Source organism: Pantoea sp. WMus005 (assembly GCF_013415305.1).
Lineage (GTDB): Bacteria > Pseudomonadota > Gammaproteobacteria > Enterobacterales > Enterobacteriaceae > Pantoea > Pantoea rara.
In genome coordinates, this window is record NZ_JACBXU010000001.1 from 1,119,825 (window position 1) to 1,144,540 (window position 24,716).

The following is a 24,716-nucleotide window of genomic DNA, read 5'->3' on the forward strand; positions in this document are numbered from 1 at the left end:
ACAAATCCTGCGGTCAAAGGGCCACGCTGACATCTCAGAATTCACGTAGCGTTGCCATTTTGGTTGAGCATTGGAACCTCAGTGAAGCCGGAGATTCCTGATGGGATGGGCAGTGCGGTATTTTCGTTATCAAATCTGATTGCGTGACGATGAGCTGCAGGATGACAATCAGCACAATACAAAGTCATGAGAACAGTGCGCTCAGCCTGGAAAGGTTCCTGAGAATAACGAACACCTAAAAATGACAGCGCGGGACTGGCTGTGAAAGGAAGGCGGATGGCAGTCATTAAGCCTGCGAAAATTGCGCAGTCTGACGGGTGTGATAAGCTGACCGACACAGTCAGAATCGGGGTTTTCAGCGATGTACGGACATCATAATCAGAGTACGCATTAAAGGTCGCATAATGTATATTATGTTAAATAAGGGATGTGTTTTCACTATCTCCGCTGTCAGCCCGCTTTTCCTCTGACAAACCTGGGTGCTCTGGACTGACAAACGCCTCCCCTTACCTGTGCAAATCCTCAGGCCAGTAACTTAAGATACAGATCATAATTTTCCGCATCAAAACAGACTAAGTTAACCTTCCCGATTGTGGGGTTCTCATTCAGACTGTGTTTGATGACGTCTAAAGCAATCGCTGCGGCGCGTTCTTTAGGGAAACCATAAATCCCTGTGCTGATGTTGGGAAACGAGACCGTTTTGATGCCGTGGTGTCCAACGAGTTTAAAACAGCTCAGGTAGGCACTTTTTAACAGTGTATCTTCATTATGTCGTCCATCGCTCCAGCGCGGACCAACCGTATGGATGACATAATTCGCTGGCAAATTCCCTGCGCCAGTAATCACGGCTTCACCGACTTTGCATCCACCCTGACAATTGCGGATTGCCTGGCACTCAGCCAGAATCACTGGCCCGCCAGCGCGATGGATTGCCCCATCCACGCCACCGCCCCCCAGTAACGAAGAATTGGCGGCATTAACAATCGCTTCTGTAGCGATTCTGGTGATATCGCCCTGAATTACGTTTATTTTATTCATCTGACCCCACGTATTTTACTCTGGTGATGAGCACGAATTTGCTGATCCTGCGCTTCGTTGCTGTTATATGACAAGTTTTAAGATGTATTCAAATATAGCCTTAATCTGATGTCCGGTGTGCCGGCTTTGATGGGCTGCCTGCCTCAGAGCCTTATTGATCGCATCAATTCCAATGCACCTGTCATATAAAACCGATTTAAGCCTGTCGCCGCCCTGCTTTTTGCTACTGAATTTAAAGAAGATTTAACCTGCCGATTTTTTCCTGTTGAGTGATTGTTGCACCGATGCCTGACTCTGGATTAATAGAGCAAATGTATGATGTAACTAAATGCAGCTCTCTTTCTCGGAAATTTCACATTTCCGGCCACTAATTACCTCTTTGGCTTCATGCGCTTTACTCTCTGTGCACTGTCACCCGACTTCAGACAATCAATAAAGGAAACGTTGATGAAAACTTCATATGCTTTGATCGCAACATTACTCATGACCTCTGGCGCATCCGCTATCGCAGCCCAGCCTGCTGCGGCTAAAAACCCGCTGAGCGTGCACGTTCTTAATCTGCAAACCGGTCAGCCTACGGCAGGCATTGAGGTTGAACTGGATCAAAAGCAGCAGGATAACTGGGTGAAACTGGCGTCAGGCGTTACCGACAATAACGGTCGCATCAGCGCCCTGTTCCCGCAGGATAAAACTGCCAGCGCAGGCAGTTACCGTGTCGTGTTTAAAACCGGTGACTTCTATAAAAAGACCAACCAGAAAACCTTCTTCCCGCAGATCCCGGTTGAATTCAACATGGAAGCCAGTGGCGAGCACTACCATATCCCGTTACTGCTGAGCCCGTTTGGTTACTCAACCTATCGCGGCAACTAATCTGCCCGGTCCGGCACTCAGGTGCCGGATTCCCCCGCTACCCGCGCCGGAAAGCACTCCACCAGCCAGTCAATAAACACCCGTAGCCGTTGTGTCACGTGCCGGTTTTGCGGATACACCACATGAAACGGATAACCCGCAGGACGCCAGTCTCGCAGGATCTCTACCATTTCGCCCTGCCGCAGAATCGACGACAGCGAATAACTGAACGTCTGAATAATCCCCAGCCCGGCCAGTCCCGCCGCCAGATGTGCATTACTTTCATTTACGCCAATGCGATGCGCGCTGGTAATCTCAATTTTCTCGCCCTGACGTTCAAATCGTAACGGAAATGGCTTACCAGTTTGCGGCGAGAGATAACTCACCAGCCGGTGTCCGTTGCGCAGTTCATCAGGATAAGCAGGAACGCCAAATGCTTTCAGATAAGCGGGTGTCGCGCAGGTCATCAGTGTGGCGTGCCCAATCAGACGGGCAATCAGCGAGGAGTCGCCCAGCGGGCCACCCCGGATTACACAATCAATGTTATCGCTAATCAGGTTGGCCGGACGATCGGAGACGCCAAGGTCGAGCGTAATGTCCGGATAGCGGGCAAAGAAATCGGGCAGCAACGGAATGAGAATATCACGTGCGGTAGACCCGCCGATATCTACACGCAACTGCCCGCGCGGCTTACTGCGCCGTGCATTAAAACAGGCATCAATATCCTCAAGATTGTGCAGAACACGCAGCGCCTTTTCATAGTATTCCTGCCCTTCCGCAGTGACGGTCACGCGCCGTGTGGTGCGCTGAAGTAGCCGAACGGAGAGATGCGCTTCCAGCTCCTGAACCAGTTTGCTCAGCGTCGCTTTTGGCATATTTAGCGAGTCTGACGCACGGGTAAAACTGCCGCTTTCTACTACCCGTGAAAAAGCTTTAATCGCCAGCAGCTGATCCATTCCTTTCCCCTATTATCCACCCACATGGATAGTCATTTTCATTTTAGCGGATTTATCCGGCAGCCAGGCTGACCGGGAAAAGCTAAATCAGTCAAAGAGACCATTCGGAGAAGAACATATGAACGCATCACTCGCAGGAAAAATTGCACTGGTTACAGGCGGAACAAGCGGCATTGGCCTGGCCACCGCACGGGAACTGGCGGCACAGGGTGCGCAGGTTTTTATCACCGGCCGACGCCAGGCGGAGCTGGATGCCGCAGTCGCTGACATCGGCGGATCCATCAGCGGCATCCGGGCTGACGCCTCACAACTGCACGATCTCGACGACGTTTACTCCCGCATCGCGGCGCAGGCCGGACGGCTGGATATTCTGTTCGCCAACGCCGGAGGCGGCGACATGCTGCCACTGGGCGCGATTACTGAAGAGCACGTTGACCGGATCTTTGGCATCAGCGTGCGCGGCGTGCTTTTTACTGTCCAGAAAGCCCTGCCTCTGCTGGTTGATGGTGCGTCGGTGATACTGACTGGTTCAACCGCAGGGATACAGGGTACAGAAGCGTTTAGTGTCTACAGCGCCAGTAAAGCGGCGGTGCGTAACTTTGCCCGTTCGTGGGCGCTGGATCTGAAAGGTCGCGGCATCCGGGTTAATGTCGTCAGTCCAGGTCCGGTCCGCACGCCAGGACTGGGCGATCTGGTAAGTGAAGATCAGCGTCAGGGCTTGTTTGATGCGCTGGCCGCACAGATACCGCTTGGCCGCCTGGGTGAACCGCAGGAGGTTGCCCGAACTGTGGCATTTCTCGCATCTGATGCTGCCAGCTTTATCAACGCGACAGAACTGTTTGTTGATGGCGGAATGGCGCAGGTCTGAGTGCGGATAACAGACCCGGTTTTAACGGCAGCGGGGTCCTCACCTCGCTGTCTTAGCGCAGCGGTTTACTCGGTTAAGCCCAGCCGCATTCACAAAAAGTCACGTTGCAGTCATCCCGCCTGGTAAATCTCCCGCTATAGTTATTGCCTGTCACGTCCGTCATAACACCATGGAGATAATATGAGCCAACTTTTTTCCACTGTCTCGCTGGGCGAACTTACGCTGGATAACCGCATTGTGATTGCGCCAATGTGCCAGTACTCCGCTGAAGCAGGCAATGCGACCGCCTGGCACCGAATCCATCTTGGTCAGCTGGCCTTTTCCGGCGCTGGCCTGATGATTATTGAAGCCACCGCCGTCGAGGACATCGGCCGTATCTCTCCCGGCGACCTCGGGTTATGGAATGATGATAATGAAGCCGCGCTGAAAACGGTTCTGGACGATGTGCGCCGCTATTCCTCCATTCCGATCGGTATGCAGCTGGGCCATGCGGGACGGAAAGCGTCGTGTGCCGTTCCCTGGGAAGGCGGTAAGCAGATTGCGCCTGATGCCGGTGGCTGGCAAACCGTGGGCCCGTCAGCAATAAGTTACAGCGAGGATGAAGTTAAACCGCTGGCCATGAGTATTGACGATCTGCAGCGAGTGAAACAGGCCTTTGTCGATAGCGCCCGTCGCGCGGTGCGCCTGGGTATTGAGCTGATTGAGGTGCATGCCGCGCACGGCTATCTGCTGCATCAGTTCCTTTCGCCGCTGTCGAATCAGCGCAGTGATGAGTATGGCGGTTCGCTGGAAAACCGACTGCGCTTCCCGCTTGAAGTCTTCAAAGCTGTTCGTGAAGCCGTACCCGCTACCGTGCCGGTCGGCGTGCGCATTTCCGCGACTGACTGGGTCGAAGGCGGCTGGGAAATTAAACAGTCAATTGCCTTCTCCCGTGAGCTGGAAGCGCTGAACTGCGCCTATATTCACGTCTCAAGCGGTGGCCTGTCAGAAAAACAGAAAATCAGCGTTGGTCCGAATTATCAGGTGCCGTTCGCACACGATATTCGTGAGCAGGTGTCAATTCCGGTCATTGCAGTTGGCCTGATAACTGAACCCCAGCAGGCAGAAGATCTTCTGCAACAAGGCGAAGCTGACCTGGTGGCGCTGGCGCGCGGCATTCTCTATGACCCACGCTGGCCATGGCACGCTGCGGCGGCGCTGGACGGCAAAGTGCAGGTTCCGCCGCAGTATCTGCGTTCTGAACCGCACGATGTAAAAGGTATCCTGACGCAGGATCAGTAAATGTTTACGGGCAGACCATCTTAGTGGCGGTCTGCCCGCTCTCTTATAAAATACCTTTCAGCCGCAGATGCTGGAGCAGCATGATGGTTTTGGCATCCACAATCTCACCCTGATCAATTGCCTGTAGTGCCTGGTCGAAACCGATCTCCAGTACCTCGATATCCTCACCCTCCTCTGCTATTCCGCCGCCTTCCCCGCTGCGCTGCTGGTCACCATATTCAGCAATGAAGAAGTAGAGCTTCTCAGTCACCGAACCTGGGCTCATAAAGGCTTCAAACACCTTCTCCACCTGGCTGACTCGAAAGCCCGTCTCCTCTTCCGCTTCGGCAACAATACGCGCTTCCGGCGAGGCGTCATCCAGCAGACCGGCGGCCGCTTCAATCAGAAAACCATCATGCCCGTTCAGGAAAACCGGAAAGCGAAACTGCCGGGTCAGCACGACCGCGCGTTTTTCACGGTGATAGAGCAGGATCACCGCGCCGTTGCCCCGGTCATAGGCTTCGCGGCTCTGCTCCTGCCAGCGACCATCACGGCGCAGCAGCGAGAAAGTGTATTTCTTCAGGGTATACCAGTTATCTGACAGCAACTGCTCGTTGATGATGCGTACGCGGGGATGGTTCTGTTGCATGATGCGCTCCGGGATAAGTAGACAGCCTTCACGCTATCATGCACAATCGTGCAACTTCAAGAAAAAACATGCAGAACAGAATCATGCTATCCAGCCAACGAAAACAGAAAATACTCGCCCTGCTCGCCCAGGAAAAGCAGGTGCAGTCGCGCGACCTGAGCCAGCGCTTTGGGCTCTCTGAAGACTCTATTCGCCGTGACCTGCGTGAACTGGCGGCCGAAGGATTGTTACAACGGGTGCATGGCGGCGCACTGCCGGTTTCCGCTGCGCTGGGCACGTTTGAAACACGCAAAAACGTGCAGACGGCGTCTAAACAGATTATCGCGCAGAAAGCAGTCTCGCTGATCCAGCCGGGACAGATTGTATTGATCGACGGCGGGACCACCAGCGCGGAACTGGTGCGACGGTTACCTGCGACACTGAACTTTACCGCCATCACGCACAGTCCCAGCGTGGCGCTGGCGTTAGCCGATCATCCACTCGTGGAGATCATCCTGATTGGCGGGCAGCTCTATAAGCATTCCGTGGTGACGGTGGGTGCAGCAATGCTGGAGTCGATCAACCGCATCAACGCCGATCTCTTTTTTATGGGCGTCACCGGTGTGCATCCGGCTGCGGGGCTGACCACCGGGAATTTTGAAGAGGCGACGGTGAAGCGAGCGCTGGCAGGACGCGCAGCAGAAACCGTGGTGCTGGCGTCCGCCGAAAAGCTGAATTCGGCGTCGGCGTTTGCCATTGGCGATCTGTCGCTGGCGAGTACGCTGGTCGTCGAAACACAGCCGGACAAGGCGCTGCAACAGGCGCTCAGCCAGCATAATGTGACGATCATCTGAGATCGTAGCAGGCCTGCAACGCAAGATGCGGGCCGGTCAGTGGTCGCTGTGTCTCGGGAAACTGCTGTGCAGCGGGTGTCATTGAGCTTTGCGCCAGAGCTACGGCAACGGCTCCCTGCTGATAAGCCTGCTCTGCCGCAGCCGCAATCAATGCAAAATAGCGCGTTGTGTCCCCGGCTTTAAATGCCGCCCAGGCACCCTCCACCAGCGCGACCTCTACCTGGCTATCGGGCTGACAGAACAGTGCCCGCGTCGCCGCCAGCGTTGATTCTGCCGCACAGAGCGCCACTGTCGGACCCGACTGACGCTGCAGCGCCTTCGCTAACATCCCATCGGTTCGCATAACCCGATCCTGCACGGAGAAATCATCGGCAACCGGCCCCAGCGTTGAGCAGGTGATCAATACGGCATCAAACTGCGGCAGCAGCGCGTTAATCAGGTTTGCGATACGGCAGCGTAACTCCGCCGTCATCCCGCTGCTGCGTTCCGCCTCTGCCAGCAGCGCAGGCATCACCAGATGATTTAATGGCGGATTGTTACGCGACAATGCGCTGGCGGTATTATCAAATATCGCAATATTACTGGCGGCGGTATGGAAGCAAAGAATATTCAGGATAAGCTCCGGTTTTTCAGAAGGTCAGCGTGCAGGTGGCCATGAGGCACGCTGGATAACGACACGATAACCATCCACATCCATAAATGTCACGCCCCGTAGATCCCAGTAGGGATTAAATGAAGGCACCCGCTGGAATCCTGCATCATCCATACAGGCACATCGGGCCAGCCAGTCAGGCTGTTGCGGCATGTAGAGCACCAGCAGATCGTCATCGGTTGTTGATGGCCGGATGGGATGCGTATGACAGAGCGTGAATTCAAGATGCCAGCCCAGCCCTTCAGCCCCCAGCATCACACCACTAAACCCCTGATGGTCAGTAAAGTTACCCATTTCTCGCAACCCCAGCCCCTGGCAATAGATCTGACTGCTTTGCGTCAGGTCAGTCACCGGTCGGGCAATACGCAGATGCTGAATAGCCATGGTTTTCTCCCTGTTGAGTTCACTGATATTTATCACAATGTTCAGAGCTTCCTGTGACGCTGGATGCGTAACCACTTCCCTGGCACTTCCATCAAAGCGCCGTTTTTTGCAAGAAGATGTGAATATCCTTCTGCGTAGTCCGGGGCCGGAAATCGCCCTGCAGTCGGCGTGCCGCTGCGGTTAGCATGCAGTTCCGGTTATCTGATAAGTCACTTTACCGCTCAGAGCGCTAAATGCGTTCCCGCTGCAGTCATCTACACTTTCCCGGTATTCATACGGTAATGCCCTGTGCATTGCCCGGCTATAAAAGGAAGACAATATGACTGAACAAGCAACCCAGAACCACGCCTGGTTACTGGCTTCACGCCCACACGGTGAGCCGACCAAAGAGAATTTCCGTCATGTGGCTCAGCCCGTCCCGGAAATCAAAGAGGGTGAAGTGCTGCTGAAGACCATCTACCTCTCGCTTGACCCCTACATGCGTGGCCGGATGGACGAAGGTAAATCCTACGCCGCGCCGGCAGAGCTGGATCAGCCAATGGTGGGCGGCACCGTCTGTCAGGTCGCCGAATCGAAAAACAGTGACTTTAATACCGGTGACTGGGTGCTGGCGCAGAGTGGCTGGCAGGAATATGCCGTCTCTGATGGCAAAGAGATTGCGAAGCTGGGCAACGATCTGCCCCATCCCTCATGGGCGCTGGGTATTCTCGGCATGCCAGGCTTTACTGCCTACATGGGTCTGATGGATATCGGTCAGCCAAAAGCGGGTGAAACGCTGGTCGTTGCCGCCGCAACCGGTCCGGTGGGCGCAACGGTCGGCCAGTTGGGTAAACAAAAAGGCTGCCGTGTCGTGGGTGTGGCGGGCGGTGAAGAGAAGTGCCGTTATGCGGTCGATACGCTGGGCTTTGATGCCTGCCTTGATCACCACAGCGCCGACTTTGAAGAGCAGCTGAAAAACGCCTGCCCGGATGGCATCGATATCTACTTCGAAAACGTCGGTGGCAAAGTGTTTGATGCCGTGTTCCCGCTGCTGAACACCGCGGCGCGCGTGCCGGTCTGTGGTCTGGTCTCGGCTTACAGCCAGCGTGAACTGCCTCAAGGCCCGGACAGAACCTCGCTGATCATGGCGGGGATTCTGAAACGCCGTATTCGTATGCAGGGCTTTATCATCTTCCAGGATTATGGTGACCGTTACCCTGAGTTCCTGGAGGCGATGCGTCCGCTGGTGGAGAATAAAAAAATCCACTATCGCGAGCACATGATTGAAGGATTAGAGAACGCGCCACAGGCGTTTATCGATATGCTGAATGGCAAGAACTTCGGTAAAACCGTGGTGAACGTCGGCGCATAATTGCGTTAGCGTGCCGCGTCACTGACGTGGCACGCCATTAATCAGTGCGGCTGCCGGGAAACGTGTTCGGCAGCCGCACAGTTAGCTTCACTGACCGCCTCTCCCAGCGTTGCGCCGACGCTCAGGCGCTGACACAACACCCCGACAAAACAATCCCCGGCACCGTGCGTGCTGACCAGTTTTACTTTCTGCGCCGCCAGTGTATGGGTTTGTCCCGCCTCGCTGTAAGCCACACCGTATTCACCCGCTGTCACCACCACTCTGGCAAAGCGTCCCGCCAGCGATTCCGCGGCTGTGTGCGCTGAGTTCAGATCCTGCACGCTGATCCCGCACATATCACGTGCCTCGATGGCGTTCACCACCAGCAGATCGATACAGCCCTCAAACGCTGCCGACAATGCGCGGGCGGGCGCGGCATTAACACAGACCGTAATCCCCCGCTGCTGTGCCGCCTGGGCCGCACAGAGATTGACCGCTTCAGGAACTTCATTTTGCAGCACCAGCAGAGAGACATCCTGCCAGAAGCCGGGCTGTTCAAAGGTCGCCAGCGGGATCTGCTGATTGGCATTGGAGACCACGACCGCACCGTAATCCCCTTCGGCATCGGTAATCGCCACGCTCATTCCGGAGGGAAGCTCATCGATCACGCTCACCTGCGTGCAATCAACACCGGCCTGCTGCAGATGATCCAGCAGAAATTGCCCCTGCTGATCGCGACCCACCGAACCGGCAAAGCGCACCGCTGCGCCCGCACGGGCCGCCGCTACCGCCTGATTACCGCCCTTTCCGCCAAACTTATAGTGACAGGCGCTGCCCATCACCGTTTCGCCTTTCTCCGGACGATGATGCGCGTCCAGCATAATGTCGTAATGAAGACTGCCGGTGACTGCAATTTTGCTCATAACTAGAATTCCCGCAGATCCTGAACCGCATGCTGGGTTTTCATCAGGTTTTTCTCCGCCCGCTTCAGGTCTTTCTTTGCGATAGCGACAAACAGCGCATCCAGAATATTGAGCTGGGCGATGCGTGACGCGGCGTTTTCACCCAGCAGATGCGATCCCTGAGAGGTTGAATTGAGGACCACATGCGCACTCTGCGCGATCGGGGATTCAGCGTAGTTGGTAATGGCGATCACCTTCGCGCCATTCTTCCCCGCCAGTTTGACCGGATCGTTCACCGCACGTGTCGCACCCGAATGGCTGATGGCGATAACCACATCGTCATCAGATAACACGGCAGCTGACATCAGCATGATGTGGGCGTCGTCATAGGCGGTCGACTTGATGCCAATCTTCAGCATCTTGTGTGACAGGTCCCGTGCCACGGCGGCAGAACCGCCCACGGCATAGAGATCGATATGACGCGCTTTAAAGATGATGTCCGCCGCACGATTAAATTCAGAGACATCCAGAATCGATAAAGTTTCTTCAATTGCCTGGATAGAGGTTCTGAACACTTTGGCCAGCAACTGCTCCGACGAATCATCCGGCTCAATTTCCGCATGCAGTCCCGCCACTTCAGACTGGTTGTAATAGATCAGGCCACTTCTGAAATGCCTGAAGCCAGTGAAGTTAAGTTTTTTAGTAATCTTAACGATCATCGCTTCAGAGACATTATTCTCCTGCGCAATCTCCTTGAGAGAGGACTGCTCGGTAATGTCGGTTCGGGCAATGATTGCCTCCGCCACACGTCGTTCTAACGGCGTCAGCTGGGGCAAACGCATACGAATCTGAGCGCCAATGGCTCGCGGATCTTGCTTCATTACTTGCCTCGGGTCGCCCGGTCAATCAACATCGCTATGATAATAATAAGGCCGGTAGCGAGCAATTGGTAAAAGGCCTGAATGTTCAGTAAGGTCAAGCCATTACGTAGCACCCCGAGGATCACCACGCCAATCAGCGTGCCGAAGATACTGCCCTTGCCGCCCATCAGTGATGCACCACCAATGGCCGCCGCCGCAATAGCGTCCAGTTCCCACAGGTTGCCGATTGTCGGCTCCGCAGCACCCAGACGACCAATCAGAATCAGCGAGGCCAGTGAGGCCAGCAGACCGGAGAAGATGTAAACCGTGACCTTGGTGCGCTTCACCGGCACACCGGCGACCCGCGCCGCCTCTTCATTACCGCCAATCGCCAGAATATATTCCCCCAGCGGGGTCTTATTCATCACCGTCCAGAGCACCAGCGCAATCACCGCGACAATCACAATCGGCGTCGGAATACCCAACAGCATGCTGTTAATCAGCGTGCGGAACTCCAGCGGAATACCGAAGACCGGATTGCCGCCGGTATAGATCAGCGCGATGGCCCGGAACAGCGACAGGCCGCCCAGCGTAACGATAAACGGCTGCAGCCCGGCATAGGCGATCAGTGAACCGCTGAACAGCCCGCACATCGCGCCCACACCCAGCGTCGCGAGGATCGCCAGCGGTACCGGCACACCCGAGGTCATCAGCGTGGCACCCAGCACCGCGGAGAGCGCCGCGGTGGGACCGACCGAGAGGTCAATCCCGCCGGAGATAATCACCAGCGTCATGCCCAGGGCAATCAGGGCGTTGATCGAAGACTGCTGCAGAATATTCAGCAGATTGGGCACCGTGAAAAAGACCGGCGACAGAAACGAAAATGTCACCACGATAATCAGTAAGCCAATTAAGGTACCGGCATCGCGTACGTTAAATTTAAGCCGCAACGCGGGTCGGGTACCCGGCCCGGTAGATGTCTGAGTCGTCATAGTTATAACCTTAAATAGTGTCAGGTAAGCGGTCAGGCGGTCTGGTCGATATCTTTAATGGCATAACGGGCGATGTTCTCTTCGGTGATCGCGCTGCCGGTGAGCTCTTTGGTAATCCGTCCCTCACGCATCACCAGCACCCGGTCAGAGATGCGCATGATCTCGGTCATCTCTGACGACACCACCACAATGGCTTTGCCCGCCTGGGCCAGTTTTTCGATCAGATGATAGATTTCAGATTTGGCGCCAATGTCGATACCGCGCGTCGGCTCATCAAACAGAAACACATTGGCATCTGCTGCCACCCAGCGGCCGATGATCACTTTCTGCTGATTGCCGCCGCTCAGCGTGCCAATGGTTTTCTCAATGTCGAGCGGGCGCAGCTTCAGGTCGCCCATGACCGTCAGCGCCTCGCGGTCCAGTCTGGCCTGACTGATCAGACCCACCGACGTGAAGCGGTGCATCGACGGCAGTGCCATATTCATCTTCACCGCCCGCTCTTTGATAATGCCCTCTTTTTTGCGGTCTTCCGGTACCAGACCAATGCCCGCTTTAATCGCCGCACGCACGTTGTGGTTCTGCACTGCGGTGCCGTTGACGCTCACCGTGCCACAGGTGCGCCTGTCGATACCGGCAATCAGCTTCAGCAGTTCCGTGCGCCCAGAGCCCACCAGCCCCGCAATGCCCAGCACTTCGCCAGCACGAACGCTGAAGTTTGCCGCCACCACCTCATTGCCACGCGTCAGATCCTCTACCCGCAGCACTTCGCGATCGGTGACAAATGCCTGATGGTCGAGCTTGTCGATCTTCCGTCCGACCATTTTGGCGACGATGCTCTCCTCATCCTCATCACTGATGTTGACCACCCCAACCTGCTTTCCGTCACGCATAATGGTGGCGCGGTCGCAGACCCGGAAAATCTCATTCATCTTGTGCGACACATAGATCAGTGAGACGCCGGTCGATTTTAAGTCGCCAATCAGTTCCGCCAGCCGGTCGAACTCGCGGGGCGTCAGGCTGGAGGTCGGCTCATCCATGGCGATGATTTTCGCGTCATCCAGCAGCGCGCGGGCGATCTCCACAATCTGCTGCTGCGACACCTTAAGGTTCCTGATCGGCGTATCGGGATCGATAGTGGGATCCAGCGTCTTCAGAATCAGAGTAGCCCGTGCCAGCTGGGCTTTCTTATCCACCCACCAGCCGCCAGCGCGGGTCAGCGGGCGACCCAGAAACATGTTCTGCGCCACGGAAAGCTCAGGCACATGCTGCAACTCCTGGTGGATCATCGCGATCCCTGACTGACGGGCGCTGAGCGGACTGCGGATTTGCACCCGGTTTCCGTTGACGCTAATCTCCCCGCTGTCCGCACCGCGCACGCCGGAGAGGATATTCAGCAGCGTCGACTTACCTGCGCCGTTTTCCCCAATCAGCGCGTGCACCTCGCCGGGCCGCACTGAGAAATCGACATCCTGTAGCGCGGCGGCGTTACCGTAACTTTTGCTGATGCCACGCATCATTAAGCGAAACTGTTCCATACCCGCTCCCGCTGACCTATTGTTGAGCCAGCAACTGACGCAACCGGCTGTTGTCTTTAGTGGAGAACGCCCCGACATTCTCTTTGGTGATCAGCGCCTGCGGTGTGGAGATAACGCGCGACAGTTTCTGTCCATTGATCAGACGGATCACCACGTCCATGGCCACTTCACCGGTCAGCACCGGGAAACTGTCTACCGTGCCAGTAAGCTCGCCGCGCTTAATGGAGGCGTAGGCATCGGAAATGCCGTCGGTGCCAAAGATCGCCACCTGTGACGCTTTGTTCTGCGCGCGAACCGCCTCTACCACGCCCAGCGCCATGGTGTCGTTGTTGGCGTAGAAGCCGATGAGATCAGGATGCTGTTGCAGAATGGTCGATGCAGCGTTAAAGGCCTGCTCGCGACTCCAGTTAGCGGGCACGCTGGCCACGATGGTGAACTTGCCGGCGCTGTCCAGCGTCTCTTTAAAGCCACGGGTACGCTGTCCGGCGGCATAAACCCCTGGCTGCCCTTCAATCACCGCCACTTTGCCGCCCTGCGGATGATGCTGAATAAACCATTTCGCCACCCGCACGCCATTATCCTTCTGGACGTTGCCGACGTAGTAACGCGCGTTCGGCATCACCGCATCATTAACATTAACCACCGGGATATTTTTACTGTTGGCGCTCTCCAGCGCAGGCTCCAGGTTGATGTCGGTCTGCGGCGAAACCAGCAGGCCGTTAAAGCCCTGCGAGATCAGGGTTTCCGCAATGGAGAGCTGACCGAGCTGATCGTCTTCATTAGCCGCCGCCTGATAGGCCACGGTAACGCCATATTTTTTCGCCGCGACCTCGTAGCCCTGACCGAGCAGACGCCAGTATTCATTGGTCAGGGTTTTCGATACCCCACCAATCTTCAATGACTTATCGACTTTTGGCAGTGCACCATATTTGGTGTCAAGCTGGGTCCAGTCGGTGCGGTCCGGTTCAGTATCGGATTGCAGGGGTGCCAGTTCTGCCGCATAAACCGTGCTGCAGAGTAGTGAAGAAGCGATAAAGGCAAGCAGGCGTTTTTTCATTTTTATAGTCTCAGCATGTGGGTAGAGATGTGATGTTCTTATGATTAATCGGCTGTCAGCGGGCCAGCATGATGTCGTTGACGATCTGCTGTGAGGCGACCGCATCCTGACGCTCAATAGCAGCCTGTAACTGCGCGTTACCGTGCAACTGGTCACAAAGTCTGAGCAGGCGCTTAACGGTGGCGATGTTGCTCTCCGCTTCACGAATCGGGTCAAGCCCGCTGGCATCCGGGAAGGTATCGAAGTAGTAGGCGCCGCGGTAGCCGTCGCGCTGCATCTGCCAGAGAAACTCCAGCGTGGCGCGCGGATTAACGGAGGCGACCATCAGGCCGTCGTCACGTTTGCCCCAGCCATCATTCAGGTCCAGCCCCAGCAGTCGTGAGCGGCGTGCCACCATCGCAGCAGCGTAAGCCGGGATCTCATTGGCAAACAGCACGTGCGCAAAATCCAGGGTGATCCCCAGATTGGCGCAGCCCGCCTCTTCCACCGCCAGCAGACAGGTAGTGGCGTTGGGGAAGATGCTGTAGGCGCGCGGCTCATTGGGTTTGTATTCAATGCTGACGTCAACGTCCGGGGCATACTCCGCCACTTCACGCACGGCGCTGACCGCATCCTCCCAGATCTTTTTATAGTCGGCCTGGAAGCAGTAATCGAAACCGTCCTGCCCCATCCACAGCGTCATCAGCTGTGAACCAAATTCCCGCCCCGCGTCAATGCCGCGCTTGGTCAGCTCGATCGCTTCGCGACGCACTTTCGCGTCGGGATGAGTGAACGCGCCGATTTTGAACTGCGGCGCATCCCAGCGCATCTGCATGCCGTTGACAGCAAGCCCCGCATCACTGATCGCCTGTCGAAGAGTGGGAATATCGCTGGTCAGATGCTGCGGAAAGTTGAGGTCGAGATGCGTTAAGCCTTTTACCTTGCCTGCGCGGGCAACCATCTGCAGCACAGAGGGCTTGCCCTGCTGATCGGGCCAGTAGAGATGTGCGCCCGAGGCGAACGAGTTGAGACGGGTAGCAAATTTCAGTTCCGACATGAGCATCAATCCTTCAGAGTGCGTATTGTGAAGTACTTTTCATATTCACGATTAGTTGTGAAGTTATGTATTAATCTACGCCTCGCGCTTCAATGCGCAAGTCTGTCAGGACGGGAAAATCCTTAAACCGCGAGCACGGTCACGAAATAGTTTCGGTGTGTTATCAGATGAAGTACAGGGAGTGCCGGGAGAATTTATCTGGAATACAACGGGTTGTAGTGAGCAGCCGGGCGTGGAGTCTGACAGGGAAAGAAATGAAAAAAGCTGAGCGCCAGGGTGGCGCTCAGCGGGACGAGATAACTTTACTTCAGACGGAAAGCGACAACGCTGTCGCCCTGCGTGGTGCCGAGCGAGCCGTGGCCGCCTGCGGCAATCACCACGTACTGCTTGCCATCTTTACCCATAAAGGTGGATGGCGTGGCCTGCGCTCCGGCGCTGAGTTCAGTCTGCCACAGCAGTTCGCCGGTAGTGCTGTCGTAAGCGCGGAAGAAGTTATCTGCCGTTGCGCCGTGGAACACCAGATCACCGGCCGTCAGCAGCGGTCCGCCGTGCGCGACCATCCCCATCGGGAAACCGAGCGGGAAGCGGCCAGGCAGGAAGCTGGTCTTCAGGTTTTTGGTGGTGCCGACGCGGCGCAGCCATTCGGTTTTGCCGGTGGTCAGATCCACACCCACCATCCGTCCCCACGGTGGCGCGATGCAGGGAATACCCAGTCCCGACGCCATCTGCTGGATGTGAATAGCGTAGTCGCCGTGGAAGTTCTCATTCCAGTACGGCGTACCATCTTTGGTGAAGGTACGCTGGGTTTCGGTTTCCGGTGTGCGCTTAATCAAGTTGTATTTGTAAGCCAGGCGTACCGGTGCCGCAATCAGCATCTGACGCTGGGGATCAACGGCTACGGAACCCCAGTTAAACACCCCGATGTTGCCCGGGAAGATCAGCGAGCCTTTCTCGGTAGGCGGCGTCCACGGGTTACCGTCATAACGCAGCTCACGGAAGGTGGTGCGGCAGGCCATCTGGTCAAACGGCGTGATGCCCCACATGGACTTCTCAGTCAGCGGCTGTGGAATGAAGTTCAGGCTCGAGACCGGCTGGGTCGCCGCATACTGCTCGCCTTTAATGCCATCCGTTGAGACCTTAACCTGCTCTACCGGGTAAACCGGCTCGCCGGTCAGGCGGTTCAGCACAAACAGGTTGCCGGTTTTGGTCGGCAGAATGACCGCGGGCTGCGGTTTACCCTGATAGTTGATGTCCACCAGCGAAGGCTGTGACGGGTTATCGCGATCCCACAGGTCGTGATTTGAACTCTGATAACGCCATTTGAACGCACCGGTTTTCAGATCCAGCGCCACCAGCGCATCACGGAATTTTTCGGTGTTACTGGCCGGATCGCGTTCGATACCGACTTCATCCGGCGAGGCGTTACCAAACGGCACATAGACCAGGCCGTTTTTCAGATCGGCGCTCAGGGTGGCCCAGGCGATCGGGGTATCCTGAGGATAGGTTGCCCCTGCAGCGACCGGTGCAGTGTTATCCGGGTTAGCCGGATCAAAGTTCCACACCAGACGACCGCTGACAGCGTCATAGGCACGAATTACACCTGATGGGTTGCCGCTGTTGAAGCCGTTATCCATCACCGAACCGCCAACAATCACCAGATTGCCTGCCACCAGCGGTGCTGCGGTCTGCATCAGCGCATGTGGACGCACCTCGCCCATGTTGGCACGCAGGTTCACCACGCCGTTGTCACCAAAGTCCGCGCAGGGCTTGCCGGTATCGGCATCCAGCGCCAGCAGGCGGGCATCGGTGGTCGCGTTGAAGATACGCTTGCGGCAGATCGCCGGTGCTGCGCCCGTCTGCTGCTGACCCTGTTGGCCGGCATCGAAGTAGCTCACGCCACGACAGGTCTGGTGCTGCTGCAGATAAGAGCGGTTTTTATCCGGCAGGGTTTTCCATTTTACCGCACCCGTTTCCGGGTCGAGAGCATGGACTTCGTTGTGCGGCGTACAGAAGTAGAGCATGCCGTTGGCTTTCAGCGGCGTCGCTTCAAAAGTGTATTCAGTCGCATCATCACCCTGGCGCAGATCGCCGGTGTGATAGGTCCAGGCAACTTCCAGGTCTTTAACGTTATCTTTAGTGATCTGCTTCAGCGCCGAGAAGCGCTGGCCATCGGCCGTTCCGCCATACGCGCTCCACTCTTCAGCGGCTCCGCCGGTCGCAGAGGCGTTGCGCGGCGTAGTGATAGTGCCCTGTTGCGGCAGCGGATCGTAGAAGCAGAGGCCAACCACCAGCAGCACCATCAGCACCACTGAACCGCCGAGGAAAGGATGGAAGCGACGCTGTCCCTGATAGAGCGGACGAACCACCCACGGCAGAGCCAGCCAGACGCCCAGCACACCAAACAGGTCGCCGCGCGGGATCCACTGCCATTTGTCGAAGCCCACTTCCCAGATAGTCCAGAACAGCGTGACCCACATCAACAGCGCATAAAGCGTCAGCGCACTGCGTTTGTTCATCATCAGCAGGATCGCGCTGAGCAGAACGCCCACGCCCATCAGCGCATAGAACGCGCTGCCTCCTGCAAGCAGGAGTTGTCCTCCCATGTAAATCAGGGCGATAGCAAATATCACCATGATTATACTGGTTATTTTATTGATCATGATCCTTCCTCGGGTCATTAGCGGCGATAAGTAAGTTAAGCTGGAAACATAAATTCAACGAGATTTTAACTTACACGCGAAATATGTAAAAACGTGTTCAGGCGTAAATCATTAGTAATATTTATTATAAATATTACCTGCAGAGGTATTCAGGCCGCTTTTTTTACTTTCTGAAGGCAGAATAACGAGATATACATCACAAAATGTTAACCATAGGCTGCTAACTACCGCACCTTTTGTTCAAAGGCGAACAATTATCAGACAAGGCGCGCTTCTGTAATGCAGCCGTACGTTTGCCCGGTGAACATTTTTCAGTGTCAAATAGTCATAATGATTTATTCACCCTGCCCTGCAATAACTCTTAATGCTGAATTTGGAAAAGCCATTGACCCGTTTTTTTTCTCAGCGCGAACATCAAGGCTGATGCGGTGTGATGAATTTTAAAATTTTTTTAAAATGTCGATAACGCCGCGACTTTACTTATTTCAGGGAAAATTAAAGGCAGAGAACAGATTAATAAAATAAGGAATTTCTACGATGAAAACGATTTCAGATATTCCGTAGCCTGACACGGATTTTACCTGTGATATATATCATCACGCTTATTATTATTTATCCGGCCATCAGGCGGGATTTTCTATGGCAGCAATAACCCAGGCAGGTTCATTATGTCCGCACTTCATGCTATTTATCGCAAGTTTCGTTTTCCGTTTAAATTTATCAATGCCGCGCTTCGCTATCCTGCTGCACAGGCACAGGTAAAACGTTATTCCGTGATGTCGATTGAAGAAACAATTGATCTGTTGTTACGTAACCCACATTTATCCCTGGCCCGATATGGCGACGGTGAACTGGAAATGACCTGGTATAAAAATATCGGTTTCCAGCCATTTGATCCGAAACTCTCTGCCCGGCTCAAAGCCCTGCTGCAGCAGGAGCCAGCAGCCAATCCAGACTGTCTGATCTGCCTGCCGGATGCCTTTCGCACCACCCGCAGTATGCGAAGTGGATCGGCCCTGTTCTGGTTCTTCCATAAAGCATTTTACTTTAAACATTATGAGGCTCTGCTGAATAAACAGGTCCGGTATGGCAATACTTCTGTTACCCGGCCTTATCACGATTATAAAGGCAAGCAATTATCCCGGACGATATTTGATAAATTCAAACAGCTCTATCAGGGGCGCCGGGTATTAATTGTTGAAGGCAGTGGTACACGTCTGGGATTAGGCAATGATTTACTTGAGGGGGCCAGCGACGTTAAACGTATTACCACACTGAACCGTAATGCCTTTTCTGTTTATGATCGCCTGTTTGAAACCGTTTCAGAGCATGCCGTCAACTTTGACCTGGTCTTAATTTCATTGGGCCCGACCGCCACCGTACTGGCGTATGATTTAAGTCAGCGCGGTATCCGCTGTATTGATAGCGGCCATGTCGATATCGAATATGAGTGGATGCTGGCCAGTGCCACCTCAAAAATAAAAGTGGAAGGCAAAAACGTCAATGAAGCGGGCGTACTGCTGAGTGAGCAAACCACAGTGGACGATGCGACTTATCAGCAGCAGATTTTGCTGCACCTTGGCGAAATGCCGCAGAACAAGACCGCTGAAGAGGTCGCGATTGATGAAGCCGTGCTTATCCCGCTGCCACATGCCAGCACCACACATCATAACGCCGCCTAGGACTCACCATCGACAGGCAACGCCTGCACTGCATTGATGCGCAGGCGAATAATGAGCGTGATCAGTGTACGCCATTCAGGGCAGGCATGGCGGCCCGCCACCACTCTCCGCCCCCTGTTTGCCGGATACATGCCTTTCCGGCATCAAATTTGCTTGAGCTTTCCTGAGACACTTAATCAGGAGAAGTGAGATGACATCCAGCCGTTACCGTTACACCCTATTTTCACTGCTGTTCCTGATCGCCCTGATCAATTACATCGATCGCGGCGCCCTGTCGTTTGCGGCCAACGCTATCGCAGCGGAGTATCACTTCAGCAAAGTCCAGCTTGGTGCAGTGCTGGGTTACTTTGGTTTTGGCTATCTGTTTGGTTCATTGTGCGGCGGCTTTCTGGCTGACCGCATCGGCACGAAAAAGGTCTGGCTGCTGGCCGGCGTGCTCTGGTCGCTGCTGGAAATCGCTACCGCCTGGGCGGGTGAACTGGGCATGGCACTGTTTGGCGGCTCCGCCATTATGGGCTTTGCTGCCCTGCGAATCCTGTTTGGTTTTTCCGAAGGACCGGCCTACGCGCTGATGAACAAGGCAATTGCCCACTGGGCACCTGATAACGAGCGTGGTTTTGCGCTGGGCATCGGTCTGCTCTCGACACAGGTTGGCGCGCTGCTGACGGCCCCGATTGCGGTTGGCCTGCTGCTGCTGACCCATGACTGGCGCATGATGTTTATCCTGCTCGGGGTGTTCTCCCTGCTGGCGATGGCGCTGTTTGCCCGTACCTTCAGTGATAGCCCGGATCAAAGTCCTCACACCAGTGCGACAGAGCGCGCGCTGATTCAGAACGGTCAGCGCCGCAGCGCGGGCGACAGCGTGCCACTGCCCTGGTGGCGCTTCTTCACCAGCCGCACACTGGTCTGCAACGCACTGGGCTACTTCTCCTTCCTCTACATCACCTTTACCCTGGTGACCTGGATGCCGAAGTATCTGCAGGATAATTTCCATTACGATCTGCATTCGCTGTGGTACGTGGCGATGATCCCGTGGAGCGGTGCCTGTATCACCGTGCTGCTGGGCGGACGCATTGCCGACGCCCTGCTGGCCCGCTTCGGTAATCTGCGGCTGGCGCGTAATCTGTTTGCCGCCGTCACGCTGTGCGGCACCGCCTGCTGCTTTATGGCGATCCCGTATGTGCAGTCGGCCGCCGGAATTATTGCGTTGATGACCCTGGGCAATGCACTGAATGCGCTGGTGAATAATGTCTACTGGTCGGTGGTCATTGATGTCACCCCGAAAGCGTCGGTCGGCACCTACAGCGGCATGACGCTGGCGATTGCCAATCTGGCAGCGATTATTTCTCCCATGCTCTGCGGCTGGCTGGCGGAATACTACGGCTACAACGCGATGTTTACCGTTACCGCAGTAATCGCCTTCGGCAGCATGCTGGCGATGACACTGCTGCAGCCTGAAAAGCCGCTGGTGGCCGAGGCGCAGACCGGCGTGGCGGATGTTTCAGCGGCCTGATTTCAAACGCGCAGTTTTCCTCACACGCGGGTGATCACCCACCCGCGCAGAGTGACATTCCCTGAACCTAAGCCGCCCAGCGGCTTAACCTGGTCACACCGCAGGATAAATGGACTGTTCAGGTGTGCCACGGCGATCCCAGCGGCTGGCGATCAGCCACAACAGTGCCGTCGCAAACCAGCCGACGATCCACGAGACATCATTACCGGCAAAGATCCAGGTGAGCGATCCGTGGTGCAGCGGATTATCGATAAACGGCAGTTGCACCAGTACGCCCAGAAAATAGACGGTAATACCGGCAAGGTTCCAGCGTCCATAGCGTCCGTCCGGCTGCGACAGTGCCGGGACATCAACCCTGCCTTTGGTGATCAGATAAAAATCGGTCAGGCTGATCGCGCTCCAGGGTACAAAGAAAGCCAGCAGAAAGAGCAGGAAGTGGGTGAAAGATTTCAGGAAGGCCGGTTCGCTGAGCAGAGCAATAACGCAAGCCAGCGCCACCATCAAAACCACAAACAGAATGCGCGCTCCCCGGCTCAGCGTAGTTTGCTGCCGGAAGCCAGAGACAATGGTCGTCAGTGACATAAAACTGCCGTACGCATTCAGTGTGGTAAAGGTGATTTTCCCAAAGCAAATCGCGAAATACATCACCATAGCCATGGTTGCCGTGCTGCCCATACTTACGATGTAACCGACCTCATTGCCTGCAAACGCACTTCCGGCAATGGCAGCAACGATCACCCCCAGCGTCATTGACGCCTGGGTGCCCAGTACGGTGCCCAAAAAGACCGAACTGAAGAGTTTCCTCGCGGAGACATCTGCTGGCAGATAGCGCGAATAGTCCGAGACATAAGGACAGAAGGCAATCTGCCAGGAGGAAGAAAGAGAGACCGCCAGCAGGAAGTTTGCCGGGGTAAAGTGCTGATTCTGCCACACGACGGATAAATCATGCGTAGTGAACAGCGTGATAAACAGATAAGCAAAAGCTAAAACGCCAATGACGCTCGCCACCTTCCCCAGTTGATGAATCACGCGATAGCCCAGCACCGCAATGATCACGATCAGGGTGCTGAACAGGATCATCCCGGTGGAATGACTGACATCGATAAGTTTAGCCAGCGCCTGCCCCGCCAGGACGGTCCCGCTGGCTGAAAATCCCACATACATCATGCACACCAGCACCAGAGGAATAACAGCACCAAACACCCCAAACTGCATACGGCTGGTGATCATCTGCGGTAAACCCAGGCGCGGGCCCTGGATAGCATGCAACGACATGATCGCTGCGCCCAGAACCTGACCCACCAGTAAGCCTGTCAGCGACCACACGACGTCCCCGCCCAGCACCACGGCCAGCGCACCCGTGACAATAGCCGTGATTTGCAGGTTGCCACCGAACCAGAGCGTAAACTGGCTAAAGGGATGGCCGTGACGTTCACGCAACGGGATGTAATCAATGGAACGGGTTTCTGACAGGCGCGGTGTCTCTGCGCCTGAATAATCTGATACAGATGATTTGACCGACATAGATTCCTCGCTGAAGCAGTGAGAGACGCGTTTGCTGAAAGAGTGACGTGCCCTATCCAGGGTTGAAGATACCTGTCTATACAACTAGTGAGGATGTCATGCGAATTGGCAAGTTACAAGGCAACCTGTCATTGGAAAATGTGATGATATCGACAGGCCGACAACGCTGATCGGGATCGCATGCGATGCCAGGCCTGTCAGGTGCAGCGTGCAGGGAGGAGGCAATACGCTGACGGTTATTCTTCCGCAATCACCCGCTGACGATGGCAGTCGGTGGGATCCAGTTTCTGTCCCTGAGACGAATAAACTTCAAGACGTGGCAGCGGCTTGCCTTCCGCATTATCCAGCAGCACCGAGTAGGTCTCGCCCTTTTCAAACAGATAGCGTTCGCCCCACTGGCGCATAGCCACTACCACCGGAAACAGTGAACGGCCTCTTTCGGTCAGGACATATTCGCTGTAGGCACTGCCATCCGAGGCCGGCGCAATCTCAAACACCCCAATCTCCACCAGCTGCTTCAGGCGCGACGCCAGAATATTTTTCGCCAGCCCTAAGTTGCGCTGGAAGTCACTGAATCGGCGAACGTCATCAAAGGCTTCACGCACAATCATCATGCACCAGCGCTCACCTATCGACTCCAGGGTTCTTGCAACCGGACACTCGCTGGTTCTCAGGGATTCCTGCTTAGCCATTTTATTCTCTCACTCTGCCGGTCTGATGAACCCAGCTTAGCCACCCTGAAAAGAAGTTGCAAAAAAAAACCACTCCGGCTAATGATATTGCTAATCCAGTTTCAAATAAAAACCAGAAGGCATAATCATGACCACGACGACATGCAAGGCTCGGGAAGCCGATCCATCGCCCGCCGCGATGCCGGTGCTCTCGCCCCGGATGATCTTTTTGTTCTCACTCACCTCTGCGCTGGCGGTCGCCAATGTTTATTCGTCGCAACCGATGCTGGAATCGATAGCCACCAGCCTGCAGGTTTCTCCCGGCACCATTGGCACAGTGGTCACGGTCACCCAGACCGGCTACGCCCTCGGATTACTCTTTCTGGTGCCGCTGGGCGACTGCATCAACCGCAAAAAACTGGTGCTCACCCAGCTGCTGCTTTCCGTGCTGGCGTTAGCCGCCGCGGCTTTCGCGCCCGACCTGATGACGCTGCTCTGTGCAATGCTGCTGGTGGGATTAATGGCGGTAGTCACGCAGCTGATGGTGGCCTGGGCCGCCATGCTGGCATCGCCCACGCAGCGCGGACAGGTGGTGGGCAGCGTGACCAGTGGCATCGTGATCGGCATCCTGCTGGCGCGCTTTATTGCCGGGATGATTGCCGATCTGGCGGGCTGGCGCGCGGTCTATCTGACGGCCGCCTGCCTGTTACTGCTGATCTCGCTGGTACTGGTGAAAGTGCTGCCTGCCACAACCGGCCAGCCGCAGCGCACCGCTTACCTTCAGCTGTTACTGTCGGTTTTCCGGCTGTTTCGAACGGAACCGCTGTTGCGCAGGCGAGGCATTCTCGCGCTGCTGATTTTTGCGGCCTTCAGTATGCTCTGGTCTTCGATGGTGCTGCCGCTGACGAATCTGTCGCTGACACACACCGCGATTGGAATGTTCGGACTGGCAGGTCTGGCCGGGGCGCTGGCGGCCTCCAGAGCGGGCACATGGGCTGACCGGGGACGGGGGCAGCGAGCCACCGGCTTCGCCCTGGTACTGCTGACCTTCTCCTGGCTGCCGATAGCCGCGCTGCAAAGCTCGCTACTGCTGCTGATAGTCGGGGTGGTCCTGCTCGACTTCGCGATCCAGACGGTACATGTGATTAATCAGAGCCTGCTGGTGGCTGCCCGGCCCGAGGCGGCCAGTCGTCTGGTCGGTGCCTATATGTGCTTTTACTCGCTGGGCAGTGCGTTGGGCGCGATTGCCGCTACCCAGCTTTACGCCCACTGGGGATGGCAGGCCGTCTGCTATGCCGGTGCTGCGGTCAGCGCCTCTGCCTTTCTTTGCTGGTACGGGTCCCGTCATGCAGGATAGCCGCGCCCTCCGGCGGACCACTTCTGAACCTGCTGCCAGAAGACTTTGGTATACAATGCCCTGCCGGTTCATATAGGTTATTTCTCACAGCCACCCTGTTCCAGGAGG

At 55.7% G+C, this 24,716-nt stretch carries 22 protein-coding genes; 8 read left to right on the forward strand and 14 right to left on the reverse strand.

Annotated elements, in window-relative coordinates:
- Nucleotides 1–522: 522 nt before the first annotated feature.
- Nucleotides 523–1,038, reverse strand: coding sequence for an O-acetyl-ADP-ribose deacetylase (locus HZZ01_RS04970; protein WP_179895755.1), 516 nt, complete (start codon nt 1,036–1,038; stop codon nt 523–525).
- Between the two features lie 447 nt (nt 1,039–1,485).
- Here HZZ01_RS04970 and uraH point away from each other — a divergent pair, with 447 nt between their 5' ends.
- Nucleotides 1,486–1,908, forward strand: coding sequence for a hydroxyisourate hydrolase (uraH, locus tag HZZ01_RS04975; RefSeq protein WP_179895756.1), 423 nt, complete (start codon nt 1,486–1,488; stop codon nt 1,906–1,908).
- A 17-nt stretch (nt 1,909–1,925) separates the two neighbouring features.
- Here the strand turns inward: uraH and HZZ01_RS04980 are convergent, their stop codons facing one another.
- Nucleotides 1,926–2,843 carry a LysR family transcriptional regulator gene (locus tag HZZ01_RS04980; protein ID WP_179895757.1) on the reverse strand — a complete coding sequence of 306 codons (918 nt, stop codon included), beginning with the start codon at nt 2,841–2,843 and terminating at the stop codon, nt 1,926–1,928.
- Nucleotides 2,844–2,961: 118 nt separating this feature from the next.
- On the opposite strand from HZZ01_RS04980, the gene HZZ01_RS04985 reads away from it, so the two are divergent.
- Together HZZ01_RS04985 and HZZ01_RS04990 are read left to right on the forward strand one after the other, a co-directional pair.
- The gene (locus tag HZZ01_RS04985; RefSeq protein ID WP_179895758.1) at nt 2,962–3,711 is read left to right on the forward strand and encodes an SDR family oxidoreductase; all 750 of its coding nucleotides are present in this window, start codon (nt 2,962–2,964) and stop codon (nt 3,709–3,711) included.
- Nucleotides 3,712–3,891: 180 nt separating this feature from the next.
- Complete coding sequence (locus tag HZZ01_RS04990) at nt 3,892–4,992, forward strand: NADH:flavin oxidoreductase/NADH oxidase (RefSeq protein ID WP_179895759.1); 1,101 nt, start codon at nt 3,892–3,894, stop codon at nt 4,990–4,992.
- Nucleotides 4,993–5,035: 43 nt separating this feature from the next.
- Here HZZ01_RS04990 and HZZ01_RS04995 read toward each other — a convergent pair whose 3' ends face one another.
- Entirely contained in the window at nt 5,036–5,620 is a 585-nt protein-coding gene (locus HZZ01_RS04995; RefSeq protein ID WP_179895760.1) for an NUDIX domain-containing protein, read from the reverse strand.
- Between the two features lie 83 nt (nt 5,621–5,703).
- On the opposite strand from HZZ01_RS04995, the gene HZZ01_RS05000 reads away from it, so the two are divergent.
- The gene (locus HZZ01_RS05000) at nt 5,704–6,453 is read left to right on the forward strand and encodes a DeoR/GlpR family DNA-binding transcription regulator (RefSeq protein ID WP_179895761.1); all 750 of its coding nucleotides are present in this window, start codon (nt 5,704–5,706) and stop codon (nt 6,451–6,453) included.
- Here HZZ01_RS05000 and HZZ01_RS05005 read toward each other — a convergent pair.
- The gene (locus HZZ01_RS05005) at nt 6,446–6,964 is read right to left on the reverse strand and encodes a glutamate racemase (RefSeq protein ID WP_179897055.1); all 519 of its coding nucleotides are present in this window, start codon (nt 6,962–6,964) and stop codon (nt 6,446–6,448) included. The genes HZZ01_RS05000 and HZZ01_RS05005 overlap by 8 nt on opposite strands.
- A gap of 126 nt (nt 6,965–7,090) precedes the next feature.
- Nucleotides 7,091–7,489: a VOC family protein gene (locus tag HZZ01_RS05010; protein ID WP_179895762.1), complete on the reverse strand. Its 399-nt coding sequence runs from the start codon at nt 7,487–7,489 to the stop codon at nt 7,091–7,093.
- A gap of 319 nt (nt 7,490–7,808) precedes the next feature.
- On the opposite strand from HZZ01_RS05010, the gene HZZ01_RS05015 reads away from it, so the two are divergent.
- Nucleotides 7,809–8,840 (forward strand): NADP-dependent oxidoreductase, encoded by a 1,032-nt coding sequence (locus HZZ01_RS05015; RefSeq protein ID WP_134159949.1) that lies wholly within the window; start codon nt 7,809–7,811, stop codon nt 8,838–8,840.
- Between the two features lie 41 nt (nt 8,841–8,881).
- On the opposite strand, the gene HZZ01_RS05020 is transcribed toward HZZ01_RS05015, so the two are convergent.
- The 7 genes from HZZ01_RS05020 to HZZ01_RS05050 form a co-directional block, all read right to left on the reverse strand.
- Nucleotides 8,882–9,742: a PfkB family carbohydrate kinase gene (locus HZZ01_RS05020; protein WP_179895763.1), complete on the reverse strand. Its 861-nt coding sequence runs from the start codon at nt 9,740–9,742 to the stop codon at nt 8,882–8,884.
- 2 nt (nt 9,743–9,744) lie between these two features.
- Entirely contained in the window at nt 9,745–10,602 is an 858-nt protein-coding gene (locus HZZ01_RS05025) for a MurR/RpiR family transcriptional regulator (protein ID WP_090961029.1), read from the reverse strand.
- Nucleotides 10,602–11,573: an ABC transporter permease gene (locus HZZ01_RS05030; RefSeq protein WP_090961032.1), complete on the reverse strand. Its 972-nt coding sequence runs from the start codon at nt 11,571–11,573 to the stop codon at nt 10,602–10,604. Before HZZ01_RS05030 ends, HZZ01_RS05025 begins: the two co-directional genes overlap by 1 nt.
- A gap of 32 nt (nt 11,574–11,605) precedes the next feature.
- Complete coding sequence (locus HZZ01_RS05035; protein ID WP_179895764.1) at nt 11,606–13,108, reverse strand: sugar ABC transporter ATP-binding protein; 1,503 nt, start codon at nt 13,106–13,108, stop codon at nt 11,606–11,608.
- 16 nt (nt 13,109–13,124) lie between these two features.
- Nucleotides 13,125–14,165, reverse strand: a complete 1,041-nt coding sequence (locus HZZ01_RS05040; RefSeq protein WP_179895765.1) for a substrate-binding domain-containing protein — start codon at nt 14,163–14,165, stop codon at nt 13,125–13,127.
- 55 nt (nt 14,166–14,220) lie between these two features.
- On the reverse strand, nt 14,221–15,201 hold the full coding sequence (locus tag HZZ01_RS05045) for a TIM barrel protein (protein ID WP_179895766.1): 981 nt from the start codon (nt 15,199–15,201) through the stop codon (nt 14,221–14,223).
- Between the two features lie 302 nt (nt 15,202–15,503).
- Nucleotides 15,504–17,861 (reverse strand): membrane-bound PQQ-dependent dehydrogenase, glucose/quinate/shikimate family, encoded by a 2,358-nt coding sequence (locus HZZ01_RS05050; RefSeq protein ID WP_179895767.1) that lies wholly within the window; start codon nt 17,859–17,861, stop codon nt 15,504–15,506.
- 668 nt (nt 17,862–18,529) lie between these two features.
- Here HZZ01_RS05050 and HZZ01_RS05055 point away from each other — a divergent pair.
- On the forward strand, nt 18,530–19,543 hold the full coding sequence (locus tag HZZ01_RS05055) for a GT-D fold domain-containing glycosyltransferase (RefSeq protein ID WP_179895768.1): 1,014 nt from the start codon (nt 18,530–18,532) through the stop codon (nt 19,541–19,543).
- A 190-nt stretch (nt 19,544–19,733) separates the two neighbouring features.
- On the forward strand, nt 19,734–21,056 hold the full coding sequence (locus HZZ01_RS05060) for an MFS transporter (protein ID WP_179895769.1): 1,323 nt from the start codon (nt 19,734–19,736) through the stop codon (nt 21,054–21,056).
- 93 nt (nt 21,057–21,149) lie between these two features.
- Here HZZ01_RS05060 and HZZ01_RS05065 read toward each other — a convergent pair whose 3' ends face one another.
- Nucleotides 21,150–22,580 carry a cytosine permease gene (locus HZZ01_RS05065; RefSeq protein ID WP_179895770.1) on the reverse strand — a complete coding sequence of 477 codons (1,431 nt, stop codon included), beginning with the start codon at nt 22,578–22,580 and terminating at the stop codon, nt 21,150–21,152.
- Between the two features lie 236 nt (nt 22,581–22,816).
- Nucleotides 22,817–23,272 carry a helix-turn-helix domain-containing protein gene (locus HZZ01_RS05070; protein ID WP_179895771.1) on the reverse strand — a complete coding sequence of 152 codons (456 nt, stop codon included), beginning with the start codon at nt 23,270–23,272 and terminating at the stop codon, nt 22,817–22,819.
- A gap of 127 nt (nt 23,273–23,399) precedes the next feature.
- Between HZZ01_RS05070 and HZZ01_RS05075 the strand changes: the two genes are divergently transcribed.
- Nucleotides 23,400–24,608 carry an MFS transporter gene (locus HZZ01_RS05075; RefSeq protein WP_179895772.1) on the forward strand — a complete coding sequence of 403 codons (1,209 nt, stop codon included), beginning with the start codon at nt 23,400–23,402 and terminating at the stop codon, nt 24,606–24,608.
- Nucleotides 24,609–24,716: the final 108 nt, after the last annotated feature.

What these genes read in the sequence shown, in the direction of transcription:
- HZZ01_RS04970 (WP_179895755.1), bottom strand. Translation starts at nt 1,038, where the DNA reads ATGAATAAAATAAACGTAATTCAGGGCGATATCACCAGAATCGCTACA.
- uraH (WP_179895756.1), top strand. Translation starts at nt 1,486, where the DNA reads ATGAAAACTTCATATGCTTTGATCGCAACATTACTCATGACCTCTGGC.
- HZZ01_RS04980 (WP_179895757.1), bottom strand. Translation starts at nt 2,843, where the DNA reads ATGGATCAGCTGCTGGCGATTAAAGCTTTTTCACGGGTAGTAGAAAGC.
- HZZ01_RS04985 (WP_179895758.1), top strand. Translation starts at nt 2,962, where the DNA reads ATGAACGCATCACTCGCAGGAAAAATTGCACTGGTTACAGGCGGAACA.
- HZZ01_RS04990 (WP_179895759.1), top strand. Translation starts at nt 3,892, where the DNA reads ATGAGCCAACTTTTTTCCACTGTCTCGCTGGGCGAACTTACGCTGGAT.
- HZZ01_RS04995 (WP_179895760.1), bottom strand. Translation starts at nt 5,620, where the DNA reads ATGCAACAGAACCATCCCCGCGTACGCATCATCAACGAGCAGTTGCTG.
- HZZ01_RS05000 (WP_179895761.1), top strand. Translation starts at nt 5,704, where the DNA reads ATGCTATCCAGCCAACGAAAACAGAAAATACTCGCCCTGCTCGCCCAG.
- HZZ01_RS05005 (WP_179897055.1), bottom strand. Translation starts at nt 6,964, where the DNA reads ATGCCTGCGCTGCTGGCAGAGGCGGAACGCAGCAGCGGGATGACGGCG.
- HZZ01_RS05010 (WP_179895762.1), bottom strand. Translation starts at nt 7,489, where the DNA reads ATGGCTATTCAGCATCTGCGTATTGCCCGACCGGTGACTGACCTGACG.
- HZZ01_RS05015 (WP_134159949.1), top strand. Translation starts at nt 7,809, where the DNA reads ATGACTGAACAAGCAACCCAGAACCACGCCTGGTTACTGGCTTCACGC.
- HZZ01_RS05020 (WP_179895763.1), bottom strand. Translation starts at nt 9,742, where the DNA reads ATGAGCAAAATTGCAGTCACCGGCAGTCTTCATTACGACATTATGCTG.
- HZZ01_RS05025 (WP_090961029.1), bottom strand. Translation starts at nt 10,602, where the DNA reads ATGAAGCAAGATCCGCGAGCCATTGGCGCTCAGATTCGTATGCGTTTG.
- HZZ01_RS05030 (WP_090961032.1), bottom strand. Translation starts at nt 11,573, where the DNA reads ATGACGACTCAGACATCTACCGGGCCGGGTACCCGACCCGCGTTGCGG.
- HZZ01_RS05035 (WP_179895764.1), bottom strand. Translation starts at nt 13,108, where the DNA reads ATGGAACAGTTTCGCTTAATGATGCGTGGCATCAGCAAAAGTTACGGT.
- HZZ01_RS05040 (WP_179895765.1), bottom strand. Translation starts at nt 14,165, where the DNA reads ATGAAAAAACGCCTGCTTGCCTTTATCGCTTCTTCACTACTCTGCAGC.
- HZZ01_RS05045 (WP_179895766.1), bottom strand. Translation starts at nt 15,201, where the DNA reads ATGTCGGAACTGAAATTTGCTACCCGTCTCAACTCGTTCGCCTCGGGC.
- HZZ01_RS05050 (WP_179895767.1), bottom strand. Translation starts at nt 17,861, where the DNA reads ATGATCAATAAAATAACCAGTATAATCATGGTGATATTTGCTATCGCC.
- HZZ01_RS05055 (WP_179895768.1), top strand. Translation starts at nt 18,530, where the DNA reads ATGTCCGCACTTCATGCTATTTATCGCAAGTTTCGTTTTCCGTTTAAA.
- HZZ01_RS05060 (WP_179895769.1), top strand. Translation starts at nt 19,734, where the DNA reads ATGACATCCAGCCGTTACCGTTACACCCTATTTTCACTGCTGTTCCTG.
- HZZ01_RS05065 (WP_179895770.1), bottom strand. Translation starts at nt 22,580, where the DNA reads ATGTCGGTCAAATCATCTGTATCAGATTATTCAGGCGCAGAGACACCG.
- HZZ01_RS05070 (WP_179895771.1), bottom strand. Translation starts at nt 23,272, where the DNA reads ATGGCTAAGCAGGAATCCCTGAGAACCAGCGAGTGTCCGGTTGCAAGA.
- HZZ01_RS05075 (WP_179895772.1), top strand. Translation starts at nt 23,400, where the DNA reads ATGACCACGACGACATGCAAGGCTCGGGAAGCCGATCCATCGCCCGCC.